This window comes from Nocardia abscessus (genome assembly GCF_015477775.1).
Lineage (GTDB): Bacteria > Actinomycetota > Actinomycetes > Mycobacteriales > Mycobacteriaceae > Nocardia > Nocardia abscessus_A.
Genome location: NZ_JADLQO010000006.1, coordinates 80,282 through 95,477 on the forward strand (window position 1 = coordinate 80,282; position 15,196 = coordinate 95,477).

14 protein-coding genes are annotated in these 15,196 nt (G+C 67.8%); 11 read left to right on the forward strand and 3 right to left on the reverse strand.

All coding sequences use genetic code 11. The annotated features are described in order from the left end of the window. The first annotated feature begins 6 nt into the window (after positions 1-6). The 7 genes from IU450_RS17470 to IU450_RS17500 all read left to right on the forward strand — a co-directional run bounded on the left by IU450_RS17470 (position 7) and on the right by IU450_RS17500 (position 8,111). A complete protein-coding gene (locus IU450_RS17470) occupies positions 7-429 on the forward strand; it encodes a rhodanese-like domain-containing protein (RefSeq protein WP_195151068.1) in 423 nt (140 codons plus the stop codon). A gap of 263 nt (positions 430-692) precedes the next feature. Next, positions 693-2,192: a lysine--tRNA ligase gene (gene lysS, locus IU450_RS17475; RefSeq protein ID WP_195151069.1), complete on the forward strand. Its 1,500-nt coding sequence runs from the start codon at positions 693-695 to the stop codon at positions 2,190-2,192. Between the two features lie 115 nt (positions 2,193-2,307). Continuing rightward, a complete protein-coding gene (locus tag IU450_RS17480) occupies positions 2,308-2,667 on the forward strand; it encodes a histone-like nucleoid-structuring protein Lsr2 (protein WP_040864538.1) in 360 nt (119 codons plus the stop codon). Between the two features lie 183 nt (positions 2,668-2,850). Further along, positions 2,851-3,498: an FHA domain-containing protein gene (locus tag IU450_RS17485; RefSeq protein WP_195150830.1), complete on the forward strand. Its 648-nt coding sequence runs from the start codon at positions 2,851-2,853 to the stop codon at positions 3,496-3,498. Positions 3,499-3,631: 133 nt separating this feature from the next. Then, complete coding sequence (locus tag IU450_RS17490) at positions 3,632-4,225, forward strand: DUF1772 domain-containing protein (RefSeq protein ID WP_195150831.1); 594 nt, start codon at positions 3,632-3,634, stop codon at positions 4,223-4,225. Positions 4,226-4,314: 89 nt separating this feature from the next. After that, positions 4,315-5,244, forward strand: coding sequence for an esterase/lipase family protein (locus IU450_RS17495; protein ID WP_195150832.1), 930 nt, complete (start codon positions 4,315-4,317; stop codon positions 5,242-5,244). Positions 5,245-5,555: 311 nt separating this feature from the next. Continuing rightward, positions 5,556-8,111, forward strand: a complete 2,556-nt coding sequence (locus tag IU450_RS17500) for an ATP-dependent Clp protease ATP-binding subunit (protein ID WP_195150833.1) — start codon at positions 5,556-5,558, stop codon at positions 8,109-8,111. A gap of 410 nt (positions 8,112-8,521) precedes the next feature. On the opposite strand, the gene IU450_RS17505 is transcribed toward IU450_RS17500, so the two are convergent. Together IU450_RS17505 and IU450_RS17510 are read right to left on the reverse strand one after the other, a co-directional pair. Further along, positions 8,522-9,229 (reverse strand): response regulator transcription factor, encoded by a 708-nt coding sequence (locus IU450_RS17505; protein WP_195150834.1) that lies wholly within the window; start codon positions 9,227-9,229, stop codon positions 8,522-8,524. A 38-nt stretch (positions 9,230-9,267) separates the two neighbouring features. Further along, positions 9,268-10,911, reverse strand: a complete 1,644-nt coding sequence (locus IU450_RS17510) for a sensor histidine kinase (RefSeq protein WP_195150835.1) — start codon at positions 10,909-10,911, stop codon at positions 9,268-9,270. Positions 10,912-11,553: 642 nt separating this feature from the next. Here IU450_RS17510 and IU450_RS17515 point away from each other — a divergent pair. Together IU450_RS17515 and IU450_RS17520 are read left to right on the forward strand one after the other, a co-directional pair. After that, on the forward strand, positions 11,554-12,456 hold the full coding sequence (locus IU450_RS17515; protein WP_195150836.1) for an ABC transporter ATP-binding protein: 903 nt from the start codon (positions 11,554-11,556) through the stop codon (positions 12,454-12,456). Then, positions 12,453-13,316, forward strand: a complete 864-nt coding sequence (locus IU450_RS17520; RefSeq protein WP_324197711.1) for an ABC transporter permease — start codon at positions 12,453-12,455, stop codon at positions 13,314-13,316. The genes IU450_RS17515 and IU450_RS17520 overlap by 4 nt, the downstream gene beginning before the upstream one ends. Positions 13,317-13,385: 69 nt before the next feature. Here IU450_RS17520 and IU450_RS17525 read toward each other — a convergent pair whose 3' ends face one another. Further along, on the reverse strand, positions 13,386-13,997 hold the full coding sequence (locus IU450_RS17525; RefSeq protein ID WP_043686068.1) for a TetR/AcrR family transcriptional regulator: 612 nt from the start codon (positions 13,995-13,997) through the stop codon (positions 13,386-13,388). 108 nt (positions 13,998-14,105) lie between these two features. On the opposite strand from IU450_RS17525, the gene IU450_RS17530 reads away from it, so the two are divergent. Together IU450_RS17530 and IU450_RS17535 are read left to right on the forward strand one after the other, a co-directional pair. Continuing rightward, complete coding sequence (locus tag IU450_RS17530) at positions 14,106-14,753, forward strand: FMN-dependent NADH-azoreductase (protein ID WP_195150837.1); 648 nt, start codon at positions 14,106-14,108, stop codon at positions 14,751-14,753. A gap of 1 nt (position 14,754) precedes the next feature. Continuing rightward, positions 14,755-15,075: a DMT family transporter gene (locus IU450_RS17535; protein ID WP_181719054.1), complete on the forward strand. Its 321-nt coding sequence runs from the start codon at positions 14,755-14,757 to the stop codon at positions 15,073-15,075. Positions 15,076-15,196: the final 121 nt, after the last annotated feature.

A 15,196-nucleotide genomic window follows, 5' to 3' on the forward strand; every position in this document is an offset into this window, starting at 1 on the left:
ACCCGTTTGACCATCGATCAGATGCTCGAGAACGCACGGGACCGACTCGAGCGGATCTACGCCTTCGAATTGCCGCAAGCTGTCGAGCGCGGCGCCATTCTGGTGGATATCCGGCCCCAAGCGCAGCGCGGACGCGAGGGCACCTTGCCCGGCGCGCTGGTGATCGAGCGCAATGTCCTGGAATGGCGGCTGGACCCCACCAGCTCCGCCCGCTTGGCGCTGGCCGCCGATCACGACGTGGAATGGATCGTCGTCTGCTCCGAGGGCTATACCTCCAGCCTGGCGGCCGCCGCTCTCCAACAACTCGGGCTGCACCGGGCCACCGACCTCGTGGGCGGCTACCAGGCATTGAAGGCGGCCGGCCTGCTGAACGTCGCCATGGGGGCGCCGCACTTCGCGCGTGAGCTCGAAGCGCTCGCATCCCTGTAAAATCACCCGCGAACACTTCCATCTCGAAATAGCCGGTCGCACAGGTGTTTCCGGACACCGCTCGATGTGCACCGGCTATTTCGCGTATCCGGAGCCGCGGCGCGGCGGTCCGGAGTGGGGCAGAGCATCGATACCGTTTCGTTACTCCGGGTCAGAGTCCGGGCGGCGCGCAAAACGATTTCCGGTGCACGCTAGGGTTGTTCGATGTGAGCACCCCGAACTCTGCATCCTCCAGCGCATCGACATCGGAATCGCGGCCTGCCGTGGCGCCCGACGCCGACGATGCCCCGGAGCAGATACGGATTCGGCGGGAGAAGCGGGAGCGGCTGCTCGCGGCCGGTGGCGAGGCCTATCCCGTAGTCGTGCCGCGCACGCATACCCTCGCGGAAATACGGGCCGCATATCCGGAGCTGGCCGCCGACACCGCCACCGGACAACAGGTGGGCGTCGCCGGACGCGTCATATTCCTGCGTAATACCGGCAAGCTGTGTTTCGCGACACTGCAGGAGGGCGACGGCACCAAGCTGCAGGCGATGATCAGCCTGAACGGGGTCGGCGCGGACGCCCTCGCCGCCTGGAAGGCCGATGTCGATCTCGGTGACTTCGTTTTCGTGCACGGTGAGGTCATCTCCTCCCGCACCGGGGAACTGAGCGTCATGGCCGATTCCTGGTCCATGGCGGCGAAGTCCCTGCGGCCGCTGCCGGTGGCGCACAAGGAGATGAACGAGGAGTCGCGGGTCCGGCAGCGCTATGTCGATCTGATCGTGCGTCCCGAAGCCAGGGAAATGGCCCGCACCCGCATTGCCGTGGTGCGTGCGCTGCGCAACGCGCTCGAGCGCAGGGGATTCCTCGAGGTGGAGACGCCGATGCTGCAAACGCTGCACGGCGGCGCGGCGGCCCGGCCGTTCGTCACCCGTTCCAATGCTCTCGATATGGACCTCTACCTGCGCATCGCGCCGGAGCTGTTCCTGAAGCGCTGCGTGGTCGGCGGCATGGAGCGGGTCTTCGAGATCAACCGGAACTTCCGGAACGAGGGGGCGGACTCCACGCATTCCCCCGAGTTCGCGATGCTCGAGACATACCAGGCATACGGCACCTATGACGACTCGGCGGTGATGATCCGGGAATTGGTCCAGGAAGTGGCCCAGGAGGCGTTCGGCACCCAGGTGGTGACCCTGGCCGACGGCACCGAATACGATCTACGCGGCGAGTGGGCGACCGTGGAGATGTACCCCTCGCTGTCGGACGCGCTGGGAGTGCGGGTCACCCCGGAAACGTCGGTCGCCGAATTGCGGGCACTAGCGGATCGGGTCGGTCTGGAAATTCCGGAGGGCAAGGGCTACGGCCACGGGAAACTCGTCGAGGAACTCTGGGAACACCAGTATGGCGACAAGCTCTACGCGCCGACTTTCGTTCGCGACTTCCCGGTGGAGACATCCCCGCTGACCAGGCAGCATCGGAGTACGGCAGGCGTCACCGAGAAGTGGGACCTCTATGTGCGCGGCTTCGAGTTGGCCACGGGCTATTCGGAGTTGGTCGACCCGGTGATCCAGCGCGAGCGGTTCGTCGACCAGGCTCGGCTGGCCGCACAGGGCGACGACGAGGCGATGGTGCTCGACGAGGACTTCCTCGCGGCGATGGAGCACGGCATGCCGCCGACCACCGGAACCGGTATGGGAATCGATCGGTTGTTGATGGCGCTCACGGGATTGGGAATCCGAGAAACGATACTGTTCCCAATTGTGCGTCCGGTCACCAGGTGACCACTGGATTGCAAAGCAGCGACTCCGTCTTGGAATTTCCGGAATTCGGGGTATTCTTGCCTCGGGTAATCGGCCTAGTATGCGGGTCGCACGATTTCGAGAGGACGTTCATCTCATGGCAAAGAAGGTCACCGTTAGCCTGATCGACGATGTCGACGGTGAGTCCATCGCGGACGAGACCATCGAGTTTGCGATCGACGGTGTGTCGTACGAGATCGACCTGTCGTCGGCAAATGCGGCGAAGCTGCGCGACGGTTTGGAAGAGTGGGTTTCGAATGCGCGCCGGGTCAGTGGCCGGCGCCGGGTCAAGGCCGCCGCGGCCGCCGCGGGCACGCCCAAGAGCCGGGTCTCGATCGACCGGGAACAAAGCGCCGCAATTCGTGAGTGGGCGCGTCGGAATGGGCACAAGGTGTCCGCCAGGGGCCGCATCTCCGCCGACATCACCGACGCGTACAACAAGGCCGCGAAGGGATAGTTCTATTTTTCGGCCGCCGTCCCGGCGAATCGTGCGACGTCGGGGCGGCGGTCTTGTTTGTGATAGACCTTCGATATAGCAGCGAGACCGGATCCCACGGTGGCCCGTGACGGGCGGATGAATCGATCTTGCTCGTGGTACCCGAACGCGGCACCATGGAAACGTGCGACGGTCACTGGCGGTATGGAGAGGCGAGGTATCGGCGCAGTGACAGGATTCGTCGGATCATTCTTGCGGTTCACCGATGACGCCGGTCGGCAGCAGGAGCTCACGCTCACTCCCGACCGCGGGCGCGTCACGATCGGCCGTTCCCCGCATGCCGATCTCGCGCTGAGCTGGGACGCGGAGGTCTCCCGCCTGCACGCGGCGGTCGAATACCTGGGTGCACACTGGACCATCGTGGACGACGGTCTCTCCCGCAACGGCACATTCGTCAACGGGGACCGGCTGGTCGGCCGCCGCAGGCTGATGGCGGGCGACGTCATCCGGGTCGGCACCTCGCGGGTGTCCTTTCACGACTTCGGCGGCGTGTCCGACGACATCACCCGCACCTCCACCGGCTCGGTACCCACCGCGCGCTCGCTCACCGAGACGCAGCGCTCGGTGCTGATCGCACTGTGCCGCCCGTACAAGCACGGCGCCGGCTTCGCCACTCCGGCCTCCAATCAGCAGATCGCCGAGGAACTGTTCCTCAGCGTCGACGCGATCAAGACCCACCTGCGCGCGCTGTTCGCCAAGTTCGGCGTGGAGGATCTGCCGCAGAACCAGAAGCGCGTTCGGCTGGCTGGGTTGGCCATGCAGAGTGGGCTCATTTCCGATCGGGACCTGTGAGACCTTCACGGTAGACGCTCGCTTAGGCGGTCGAGCTTCTCGGCCATGGAGAGTCATGACGGCAGCGGCTTGACTTGGACTCAGCAGCCGGATCGAGAACGACTCCGGCCGAGTTTCCCAGCAGGAGGAAGTCATGACCGCCACACGTCTCGCCGCACTGGTGCTCGCCACGCTGGCGACGGGCCTGATCGCGGGCCTTTTCTACGCGTACGCCAATTCGGTGATGCCCGCGCTCGCCCGCACCGACGACCGGGCGATGATCGACGTGATGCAGAAGATCAACGTGGTGATCATCAATCCGTGGTTCATGATCGCGTTCCTCGGCACCGTCGGCTTCACCATCCTGGCGGCCGCGCTGCATCTGGGCCGGGAGCACCGCGGCACCCTGGTCTGGATCGTGCTCGCGCTGGTGCTCAACGTCATCGCGTTCGCCGTGACCTCGGGCCTGAACGTTCCGCTCAACGACCAGCTGGCCGCGGCGGGCGACCCGTCCTCGATCACCGACCTCGCCGCGGTGCGCGCCGATTTCGAATCCGCCTGGGTCCGTTGGAACATCGTGCGCGGCGTCGTCCACACGCTGGCCTTCCTGGCGCTGTGCGGCGCGCTGTTCGTAGCAGGCATCCAGCAGGGGAAGGCCGGCGCCGCCGCGAGCACGCCGGGCCATCCGGTCGCGGGTCAGTACGCGGCGGCGGACCGGACCGGCGCGCCCGCCTTCGGTCAGAGCTAGTTTCCGCAACGACCCGCCGGAATCTACTCCGTCTGGGCCACTCCGTGCGGTAGCTTCCCGGGAAGACGAGACCGGACCGGGAGGCTATCGTGCGGCGTGTCCCAGGCTTTTCGTTGCTGATCGTTCTGCTCGCCGCGGTGTGCGCCACCGCGGGCTCGGCGCACGCGCGGCCGCCGCAGGAGCGATATCCGGTCGACTACAACTTCTTCGCCGGGATTCCCGCCGAGCTGGCGAATCCCGGCGGTTCGCTGCCCGGCACCAACGACTGGTCCTGCCGGCCCAGCTCCGAGCACCCGAACCCGGTGGTTCTCGTGCACGGCACGGGTGGTGGCGCACAGACGAATTGGGGCGTGTATGCGCCGCTGCTGGCCAACGAGGGTTACTGCGTGTACTCGGGCACGTTCGGCGCCTACGACCTGCCGTGGCCCGCCTCGGCCGTCGGCGGCATGCTCCCGATCGAGCAGAGCGCGGCACAGCTCGCCGCTTTCGTGGACCGGGTACGCGCCGCGACCGGCGCGGCCGAGGTCGACCTCATCGGCCATTCCCAGGGCAATTTCATCGGCAACTACTTCGTCAAGCGGCTCGCGGGCGCGAGCAAGGTGGACAAGATGGTCGGGCTGGCTCCGCCCTGGCTCGGCTCGAACGCCGGCGGCATGGCCGACCTGAACGAGTTCGGCACGCGCCTGGGCCTCGGCCCGTTCTTCGACGCCGTGGCCGGGGTGCCGTGCCGGGCGTGCCGCCAGGTGCTGCACGGGTCGGAGTTCGTGCGCGCCCTCAACTCGGACGGCGTCTACCACCCGGACGTGACCTACACCAACATCGTGACCGTGCTGGACGAGCTCGTGGTGCCCTACACCGCCGGACTGGTCACCGGCCCGCGAGTGACGAATATCGTGGTTCAGGACGGCTGCGCGACGGACTACTCTGGGCATACGGGCATAGCGGGCAGTCGGAGGGCCGCGACCTACGTGCTCAACGCGCTCGATCCCGCGCATCAACGCCCCGTGCCCTGCGGTTAGGTCGACCCGTACACCGGGTAGGCAGCCCAGGTCGTACGTGTGCGGCAGTGATCCGGTCGGCGAGCGGTCTGTTCGCTGAGGGCAAAACCTGGCCGGAAACGAATCCCGTGCCGCCCACGTTATGAGTGAATGACCGTGCTGTCGCCGGTCGGCAATAGGGTGGACTGGCGGCGGCGGCATCTCCCGCCAACTAGAGTGGAGGCGGGGGCCGCAACCCCCGGGCTTCATGGCAGGCTGACGCCCACGGTTGTTGTACACAGCACACTGCGGCGTCTGTTGCCAGAATGTCGGAGCAGGAGAGTGAAGGAGCGATGTTCGAGAGGTTCACCGACCGCGCGAGGCGTGTCGTCGTCCTGGCCCAGGAAGAAGCCCGGATGCTCAACCACAACTACATCGGCACCGAGCACATCCTGCTGGGGCTGATTCACGAGGGTGAGGGCGTCGCGGCCAAGTCGCTGGAGTCGCTCGGCATTTCGCTGGAAGGCGTGCGCAGCCAGGTGGAGGAGATCATCGGCCAGGGCCAGCAGGCCCCGTCCGGTCACATCCCGTTCACCCCGCGCGCCAAGAAGGTACTGGAGCTGAGCCTTCGCGAGGCGCTGCAGCTCGGGCACAACTACATCGGCACCGAGCACATCCTGCTCGGCCTCATCCGTGAGGGCGAGGGCGTGGCGGCGCAGGTGCTGGTGAAGCTGGGCGCCGATCTCAACCGAGTGCGCCAGCAGGTCATCCAGCTGCTGTCCGGGTACCAGGGCAAGGAGCCGGTCGAATCCGGTTCGCGCGGTGAGGCGGGCACTCCGTCCACCTCGCTGGTGCTCGACCAGTTCGGTCGCAACCTGACCCAGGCCGCGCTGGAGGGCAAGCTCGACCCGGTCATCGGCCGCTCGAAGGAAATCGAGCGCGTCATGCAGGTGCTCAGCCGCCGCACCAAGAACAACCCGGTGCTGATCGGCGAGCCCGGCGTCGGCAAGACCGCCGTCGTCGAGGGTCTCGCGCAGGCCATCGTCAACGGCGAGGTCCCGGAGACGCTGAAGGACAAGCAGCTCTACACCCTCGATCTGGGTTCCCTGGTCGCGGGCAGCCGCTACCGCGGTGACTTCGAAGAGCGCCTGAAGAAGGTGCTCAAGGAGATCAACACCCGCGGCGACATCATCCTGTTCATCGACGAGCTGCACACGCTGGTCGGTGCGGGCGCGGCCGAGGGCGCCATCGACGCGGCCTCGATCCTGAAGCCGAAGCTGGCCCGCGGCGAGCTGCAGACCATCGGCGCGACCACCCTCGACGAGTACCGCAAGTACATCGAGAAGGACGCAGCGCTCGAGCGCCGGTTCCAGCCGGTGCAGGTGGGCGAGCCCACCGTCGAGCACACCATCAACATCCTCAAGGGTCTGCGTGACCGCTACGAGGCGCACCACCGGGTCTCCATCACCGATGGCGCGCTGGTGGCCGCCGCCACTCTGGCCGACCGCTACATCAACGACCGGTTCCTGCCGGACAAGGCCATCGACCTGATCGACGAGGCGGGCGCCAGGATGCGCATCCGTCGCATGACCGCTCCGCCGGACCTGCGTGAGTTCGACGACAAGATCGCCGAGGCGCGCCGGGAGAAGGAGTCCGCGATCGACGCGCAGGACTTCGAGAAGGCCGCGCGGCTGCGTGACAAGGAGAAGCAGCTCGTCGCCAAGCGGGCCGAGCGGGAGAAGCAGTGGCGCTCGGGCGACCTGGACGTCGTGGCCGAGGTCGACGACGAGCAGATCGCCGAGGTGCTGGCGAACTGGACCGGGATCCCCGTGTTCAAGCTCACCGAGGAGGAGACCACCCGTCTGCTCCGCATGGAGGACGAGCTGCACAAGCGGATCATCGGCCAGGAGGACGCGGTCAAGGCCGTCTCCAAGGCCATCCGCCGCACCCGTGCCGGCCTGAAGGACCCGAAGCGCCCGTCCGGCTCGTTCATCTTCGCCGGTCCGTCCGGCGTCGGTAAGACCGAGCTGTCCAAGGCGCTGGCGAACTTCCTGTTCGGCGACGACGACGCGCTCATCCAGATCGACATGGGCGAGTTCCACGACCGCTTCACCGCCTCGCGGCTCTTCGGTGCCCCTCCGGGCTACGTCGGCTACGAGGAGGGCGGCCAGCTCACCGAGAAGGTGCGCCGCAAGCCGTTCTCGGTCGTGCTGTTCGACGAGATCGAGAAGGCCCACCAGGAGATCTACAACACCCTGTTGCAGGTGCTCGAGGACGGCCGTCTCACCGACGGCCAGGGCCGGACCGTGGACTTCAAGAACACGGTGCTGATCTTCACCTCGAACCTGGGTACCTCGGACATCTCGAAGGCCGTCGGCCTGGGCTTCACGCAGAGCAATGCCGAGGGCTCGAACTACGAGCGGATGAAGCTCAAGGTCAACGACGAGCTGAAGAAGCACTTCCGGCCGGAGTTCCTCAACCGCATCGACGACGTGATCGTCTTCCACCAGCTCACCACGGACCAGATCGTCCAGATGGTGGATCTGATGATCAACCGCGTCGCCAAGCAGCTGAAGAACAAGGACATGGCGATCGAGCTCACCGAGAACGCCAAGAACCTGCTGGCCAAGCGTGGCTTCGACCCCGTGCTCGGTGCCCGGCCGCTGCGCCGCACCATCCAGCGCGAGATCGAGGACCAGCTGTCGGAGAAGATCCTCTTCGGCGAGATCGGCCCCGGTCAGACCATCTCGGTCGACGTCGAGGGCTGGGACGGCGAGGGCTCCGGCGAGGACGCCAAGTTCACCTTCACCGGCAAGGCGAAGCTGACCAAGGCGCAGACCGAAGAGAAGCCGGAAGTCGTGCTCACCGGCGCGACGGAAAGCTCCACCGAGGCCGCCTCGGGCGAGTAAGTCGCGACGCGAGAGCCCGTGCCCACCGGATCCCGGTGGGCACGGGCTTTTGTGCTCCTGCGGCGCGGGGTGAGGGCGATTCCGAAAGGTCGAGGTCTCCAGAAGAACGGCCAGGGGTGCCGACCGCCGTCGCGATGATCGGCCAGGAAACTCACGGCCTCGGGTCGAGTGAAAATTTTCATGCCGAAAGACTGCGCTGCGGGGCATAGCGGAGGCATCGGTTCCGCGTCGTCACTCGGAATATCCCTGGAACCTGTACGCGCGAAGCTGCCGCTCAGGGATTTACCCGATAATTGCCGAGCGCTGCCAGGTAGGCAAACGAATGATTGCTGAAAAATTGCTATTGCCGCGATATCGAGCCGGGCGAACGACGTCTCGCCATGCTGTCGCGAGTAGTGGCGCCAACCTGGTTACTGCCAGCCCGGGCGGACGAGCCCGGATTCGTAGGCCATGACCACCAATTGGGTGCGGTCCCTGGCGTTCAGTTTGGTGAGAATGCGGCTGACGTGCGTGCGGGCGGTGGCCGGGCTCATATAGAGGCGTTCGCCGATCTCGGCGTTGGTGAGGCCCTCGGCGACCGAGGTCATCACTTCGCGCTCGCGGTCGGTGAGCTCGGTGAGGGTGGCCGGAGGCGGTGTTTTCGCGCGCGCGGAGAATTCCGCGATCAATTTCCGGGTCACGCCGGGAGAAAGCAGGGCATCACCTGCGGCGACCACGCGGACGGCACGCACCAGATCGGCCGGTTCGGTGTGCTTGACCAGGAATCCGGTCGCGCCGGAGCGCAGAGCCTCGAAGACGTACTCGTCGAGTTCGAACGTGGTCAGCACGACCACGCGGACGCAGGCCAGCTGCGGGTCCTCGGCGATCATGCGGGTGGCGGCCAAGCCGTCCAGGATCGGCATGCGGATGTCCATAAGCACCACGTCGGGGCGGAGCCCGCGGGTCATGCGCACGGCCTGCTCGCCGTTGTCCGCCTCGCCGACCACCTCGATGCCGTCCTGGGCATCCAGCAACGCGACGAAGCCGCCGCGCACCAACGCCTGATCGTCGGCCACGAGAACCCGGATGTCACCGGGCGGCCCTGACGCCGCACCCGTCCCGGCGGAGTCGTCGTGCATCGGGTCTCCTTTGCCGTAGGCCGGATTGCGCGGTGCCGTCATCGTCGCGCGCGACCGGCCCTGCTCGTCCGCTCGTCCACGTCGGTCGGGCGGCGCTGCGGCCCGGCCGCCGTACGCGGCTCGTCGGGGTTGGTCTCCGCCTTGTCCGAGGATGTCGTACGCGGCGCGTTGCCGGCCGCTGATGTCATGCCCGCCGCCGCAGCGGAGGATGCCGGTGTTCCGGGTGCCGAGGCGTCCTGTGCTGCCTCAGGGTTTCGTATCGGCGTTACTGACGCGGCGGGGCCATTTGTCAGCGTGCTCGCCGCACCGTGCAGGGTCGTCGGCGATGCCGTCGTGTTCTCCGAAGTCGGTGTGGTTGCTCCTGGTTCGGGCGTCCGCGTGGGCAGCCGGGCGGCGACGCGGAATCCGCCGCTGGGGCGCGGACCCGCGGTGAGTGCGCCGCCGAGTGCGTGGGTGCGCTCGCGCATGCCGATGATGCCGTTGCCGCCGCTGGCGCCGGAGCGCGAGGTGGCACTGGTCGGCCGGGTGTTGTCGACAGTGATGTCGACCGAGTCCGCGGTGTAGCGCACGGTCACCGTGGCATCCGCGCCGGGTGCGTGCCGCAGCACGTTGGTCAGCGACTCCTGGACGATCCGCGCCGCCGCCACGTCTATGACGCTGGGCAGCTGCTGCGGAGTGCCGAGTATTCGGGTGTTGACCGTCAATCCGGTGGCGCGGGGGCGCTGCAAAAGGTCGTCCAAGTCGCCGATGCTCGGCGCGGGGGCGCGTGGGGCGGGCGGCGGCTCGGCCTCGGCCGCCTCCTCGGGGCGGTCGCCGTCGCTCGAAGGTCGCTCGGCCGCAGCCGAATTGCGGTTGCGTGCGGAACGGCGGGTCCGGCGCGGTCCGGGCTCCTCCGCGTCGGCGTCGTCCGTGGCCGGTTCCTCGTCAACCGCGTCGGGGGCCGTGCCGGAGCGGATCGTGTGCAGCAGCGAATGCACCTCGGCGAGCGCGTCGCGGCTGGCGTTCTTGATCGCGGTGAGTGCCGTCTCGGCCTGCTCCGGGCGCTTGTCGAGCAGTTCCAGCGCGACCGAGGACTGCACGTTGATCATCGAGAGACTGTGTGCCAGCACGTCGTGCAGTTCACGCGCGATGGCGAGGCGCTCTTCGCTGGCCCGCCGCTCGCGCTGTGCTTCCTCGTCCCGCCGCGCGGCTTCGGCGCGCTGCTTGCGGGCGACGAGCACGGCCTTGCGCTGCCGGATTCCTTCGGCCGCCAGCAGCAGCACGGCCAGCCACGCCATCAACGCGCAGATCTGCCACAGGTTGGCGGGGCGGCCGAGCAGCGCGGGCAGCGGCCAGACCAGCGCCAGGTACCCGAGCGGGACCAGAGGGTAGGTCCACCAGCGTGATCCGGCGCTCGCGGCGGTAAGGAAGGCGACGACCAGTGCGACGAAGATCGGCCCGTATCCGTAGCCGCGCACGAAATACGCCAGGCACACGGCGAGCACCACGATCAGCACGGGCACCGGCTGTGCACGCCGCCAGATCAGCGCCACCGGCCCGGCAAGCAGCAGCAGATAACCGAGGACGTCGAGGGAGTGCACCCCCGTCTGCCGCATATTCGCGAAGGTGCCACCGACCAACTGCACCGCGGCCACGACGAGCGCGACCCCCCAGTCCCAGCCGACCGAACTTCGATCCGTCATCCCTGCCACCCGCACCCACGTAGCCTATGCGGCTCGGTCGTGATTCGACGTCCGCCTGGGAACGTATTTCGCGGGATTCGCACCGATTCGGCCATTTGCCAAACGCCGCCCCTGGGGCTGAGCGGCCCACCGCGCCCGCTCCCACCGCTCCGCCGTGGCGGCTTCCCCTGATCCGCTGCGCCCGCGACCCTGGCCCGTGAGCTGCGGGGTCGGAGCTATGGCCGGTGAGCCGAGCCGAGCCGTGGCTCGTGAGTGTGAGCCGTCGGAATGGGCCGAGCTGTGGCTTTCGGCCTGTGAGCGGTCGAAGGTTCCCGAGGTGTGGTTGGTGCTCCGGGGTCCGCGAGCTATGGGCTGTGCGCCGCGGACTGTAAGCCGTGGGCTGAGCTGTGGTCCAGGGGCTGTGATCTGGAGCTTCGTCGGGGTGAAGTTGGTGAGCGATCGGCGAAGGTGTGGGCCGGAGGGCGTGGCCTGGCGGTGGACCCGGCGTGGCCGGTCATGGCGTGAGTTCGTGACCGGCGGCATGTGGGCCCTGGAGTCGCTGAAGCGTCGGCACCGAACTGCTGAGCCGTCGGCCTCACTACGTATGCCGAATGTCGCTCGGCGGCGGATGTCCGCATCGAATTGCCGGCGGATTCTCGGTGCATGACAGATTCGATCGTGGTCACCCGAGGGTTGACCAAACGCTACGGGGAGCACACCGTTGTCGACGGCGTGAGCATGAGCGTCGCGGCCGGCGAGATCTACGGGTTCCTCGGTCCGAACGGCGCGGGCAAGACCACCACCCTGCGCATGCTGGCCGGGCTGATCCGTCCGAGCGAAGGCACCGCCACAGTCGCGGGGCGTCGGCCGGGCGATCCCGTGGTGGTTCGCCGGATCGGCGTGCTCATCGAGGGTCCTGGCTTCTACCCCTACCTCTCCGGCCGGGACAACCTGCGCGTGCTCGCGCGGTATCGGGGGCTCGGACGGCCGGAGGTCGAGGAGGCGCTCGTGCGGGTCGGGCTCGTCGGCCGTGCCGACGACAAGTTCCGCACGTACTCGCTGGGGATGAAACAGCGGCTCGGCGTGGGCGCAGCGCTGCTCGGCAGTCCTGATCTGCTCGTCCTGGACGAGCCGACCAACGGCCTGGACCCGGCCGGGATGGCCGAGATGCGGGAGCTGATCACCGCTCTGGCCGCCGAGGGCCACACCGTGCTGCTGTCGAGCCACCTGCTCGGCGAGGTACAGGAGATCTGCCATCGGGTCGGCGTGATCGCGCAGGGCAGGCTGCTCACCGAAGCGACGGTCGCGCAGTTGCGCGGGGGCTCGTCGCTGGTGGTGCGGGCCGAGCCGCTCGAGGTCGCCCTGCCCGCGGTGCGCGGGCTGGTCGGTGCGCGTTCGGCGCTGCTGACCGGGAGCGGCATCCGGATCGAGTCGGACACCGTCACCGCGCCCGCCGTGGCGCGTGCGGTCGTGGCCTCGGGCGCGGACCTGCTGGAGCTGCGGGTCGACGAGAAGTCCCTGGAGGAAGTGTTCTTCGAGATGACGCAATGGGAGACCGCGCGATGAACGGTATGGCACTGCGCGACCTGATCGCGAGCACGAAAGCCGAAATGCTGCGGTTGCGAAAGTGGCCCGCGTTCTGGATCATCCTCGGCACGTGGATTCTGTTGAATCTCACGTTCGCCTACTTGTTCAACTATCTGGCTTACACCTCCGGCGAATCGGGACGAATGTCCAACGGACTGCCGCGCGAGGCGTTGCTGCGGCAGATGTCGCCCGCCGCGGTCCCCGAAGTCTTCACGCAGGGCATGGCCATGTTCGGCGGCGCGCTGATGCTCATTCTCGGCGCACTCACCGTCGGCAGCGGGTACGGCTGGGGGACCTGGAAGACGGTGTTCACGCAGGGGCCATCCCGGGTGCGGGCGGTCGCCGCGGTGGTGGTGGGCCTCGCGGTCGTGGTGGTGGGACTGGTGTGCGCGGCATTCGTCGTGGACGTCTCGATCGCCGCGCTGATCGCGGCGTCCCAGTCGCAGGCGGTCACGCTACCGGCACCGGACCGGTCGTTGCTCGGAATCCTGACCGGCACAGCGATTCTCGGCATGTGGACGCTGGCGGGCGCGCTGCTCGGCGCGATCGCGCGCGGCCCCGCGCTCGCTGTGGGGCTCGGCCTGGTCTGGGTGCTGGTGGTGGAGAACCTGCTGCGCGGCGTCGCCGGAATCTACGCGCCGATCCGGGCGATCACCGATCGCCTGCCCGGGACCGCGGCGGGGTCGCTCGCGGGGGCGATGCGGACGGTGGACGGTCCCGCCACGCCGGGTGTGCTGGACGTGCTCGCGCGAGCCGAAGCGCTGGTCGTGCTGGCGGCCTACCTGGTGGTGTTCGCGAGCGGCACGATCTGGCTGATGCGCAGACGCGATCTGGTGTGAATCACCAGGGGTATCGAAAACCGTTGGTGAGCACTGCTCATCGACGGTTTTCGCCGGCGTGGCGCGGTTTCACCCGGCGCCGAGCACGGTTTCGGCGATCGAGCGGAGTGCGCCGGTGATTTGCTCGGAGCTCAGCCCGCGCTCGCGTTGCTGCCGGTAGACCTCGGCCGCCAGCGGTGCGAGCAGCGGATCGACCATGGCGTCCGGCTCACGAATTCCGGCTGCCACCAATAGCGCTCGCACATGCGCGTACCAGAACCCGTAGGCACCGGTCGCGAAGCGCGCTCCGCCTGTTTCGGCGCCGAGGACCAGATGCGCGTGCGCGTCCAGCAATTCGACCATCGCGGCGTAGAACGCCGCCAGTCTCTGTGCAGGCGCAGCGCCGGGGCCGAGGGGCGGCGGGCCGGACAACAGTTTCTCCTGCAGCGCCCGTTCGTGTTCGTCCAAGAGGGCTACCGCGACCGAAGTGGTGTCCGGATAACGCCGATACAGGGTGCCGCGGCCGACGCCCGCGGCCTTGGCGATGTCGTCCATCGTCACCGTGCGGGGTTCCCGGGTGGCGAACAGCTCCGCGGCGGCGGCGAGCACCTTCGCCCGGTTGCGTGCCGCGTCCGCGCGTTCCGCCGGGGCCGCCGACGGGCTCGGCCCGGTACCGGCGAGCAGGTCGGATCGGGGTTCCATGCCGTGACTGTAACCGAACGCGGCATAAGTGGACAACATGTCCACATGTGCTCTACCGTCGAGTGAGGATGAATCGGACACAATGTCCAGTTAGTCGGAGGATTGATCATGAGCACGTTGTTGCACATCGACGCCAGCGCTCGGCGCCGATCGATCAGCAGGGAATTGAGCGCCGCTTTCGCCGACGCATGGCGCACGCGGCATCCCGGAGGCGGATACCGCTACCGTGACCTCGCGGCCGAGCCGGTGCCGTTCATCGCAGAGGCGTGGACCGAGCTGTGCGATGCCGTGCTCACCCTGCCGAGCACGGACCTGGAGCGGCTCGGCGGCCTGGTCCGGACCCCGGCGCAGGCCGCCGCGTGGGGCATCGTCGAGCCGCTGCTGACGGAGCTGCTGGCGGCGGACGTGATCCTGATCGGCACGCCGATGTACAACTACTCCGTACCGGCCGCGCTGAAGGCCTGGCTGGACCAGGTGACCTTCCCGCGAATGACGCTGGGGCACCGGAGATTCGTCGTGACGAGCGCCCGCGGCGGCGCTTACTCGCCGGGCGCGCCCAAAGCGGCCTACGACTACCAAGAGCGCTTCCTGCGTGACTTCTTCGCGGGCCATTTCGCCGTGTCCGACACCGTTTTCGTGCACGCGGAACTAGCCAATTCCCGCCAGGACCCGGCGCTCGCGCACCGGCGTGCCGAGCACGACGCCTCCTACGCCGACGCTCTGGCCACCGCTCGCGCTCTGGCCGGGGAGTACTGAGATGAGCTGGGTAGTCCTCGTCGTGGCCGGTCTGGTGGAGATCGTCTGGTCGCAGAGCATCAAGCCGACCGAGAACTTCACCCGCCTGGTCCCGACTCTGGTCTGCTTCGTGCTGGGGGCCACCGCCGTGTACCTGCTGTCCCGCGCCATGCAGACCTTGCCGGTCGGCACCGCCTATGCGGTGTTCACCGGCATCGGCGCGCTCGGCGCGATCACCCTGGGGATCGTCGTCAACCGGGATCCGCTCAGCGCGGGCCGGGTGCTGGCGCTCGCGTTGATCCTCGGCGGCATCGTGCTGGCCAGGATCACGAATCCGGAGTAGCGGACGCCTCCCACGGCGCGGATTCGCCTGGCGCGTGGGAGGTTTACCGCCGAGCCGCTCGGTACGTGTGGCCGGCGCGCCGCCGCGAACGTGATCGGCGAACCGGTGGGCCGGGGCGAGT

What these genes read in the sequence shown, in the direction of transcription:
- IU450_RS17515 (WP_195150836.1), top strand. Translation starts at nt 11,554, where the DNA reads ATGACAGATTCGATCGTGGTCACCCGAGGGTTGACCAAACGCTACGGG.
- IU450_RS17525 (WP_043686068.1), bottom strand. Translation starts at nt 13,997, where the DNA reads ATGGAACCCCGATCCGACCTGCTCGCCGGTACCGGGCCGAGCCCGTCG.
- IU450_RS17535 (WP_181719054.1), top strand. Translation starts at nt 14,755, where the DNA reads ATGAGCTGGGTAGTCCTCGTCGTGGCCGGTCTGGTGGAGATCGTCTGG.
- IU450_RS17500 (WP_195150833.1), top strand. Translation starts at nt 5,556, where the DNA reads ATGTTCGAGAGGTTCACCGACCGCGCGAGGCGTGTCGTCGTCCTGGCC.
- IU450_RS17480 (WP_040864538.1), top strand. Translation starts at nt 2,308, where the DNA reads ATGGCAAAGAAGGTCACCGTTAGCCTGATCGACGATGTCGACGGTGAG.
- IU450_RS17530 (WP_195150837.1), top strand. Translation starts at nt 14,106, where the DNA reads ATGAGCACGTTGTTGCACATCGACGCCAGCGCTCGGCGCCGATCGATC.
- IU450_RS17510 (WP_195150835.1), bottom strand. Translation starts at nt 10,911, where the DNA reads ATGACGGATCGAAGTTCGGTCGGCTGGGACTGGGGGGTCGCGCTCGTC.
- IU450_RS17505 (WP_195150834.1), bottom strand. Translation starts at nt 9,229, where the DNA reads ATGCACGACGACTCCGCCGGGACGGGTGCGGCGTCAGGGCCGCCCGGT.
- IU450_RS17520 (WP_324197711.1), top strand. Translation starts at nt 12,453, where the DNA reads ATGAACGGTATGGCACTGCGCGACCTGATCGCGAGCACGAAAGCCGAA.
- IU450_RS17490 (WP_195150831.1), top strand. Translation starts at nt 3,632, where the DNA reads ATGACCGCCACACGTCTCGCCGCACTGGTGCTCGCCACGCTGGCGACG.
- IU450_RS17485 (WP_195150830.1), top strand. Translation starts at nt 2,851, where the DNA reads ATGGAGAGGCGAGGTATCGGCGCAGTGACAGGATTCGTCGGATCATTC.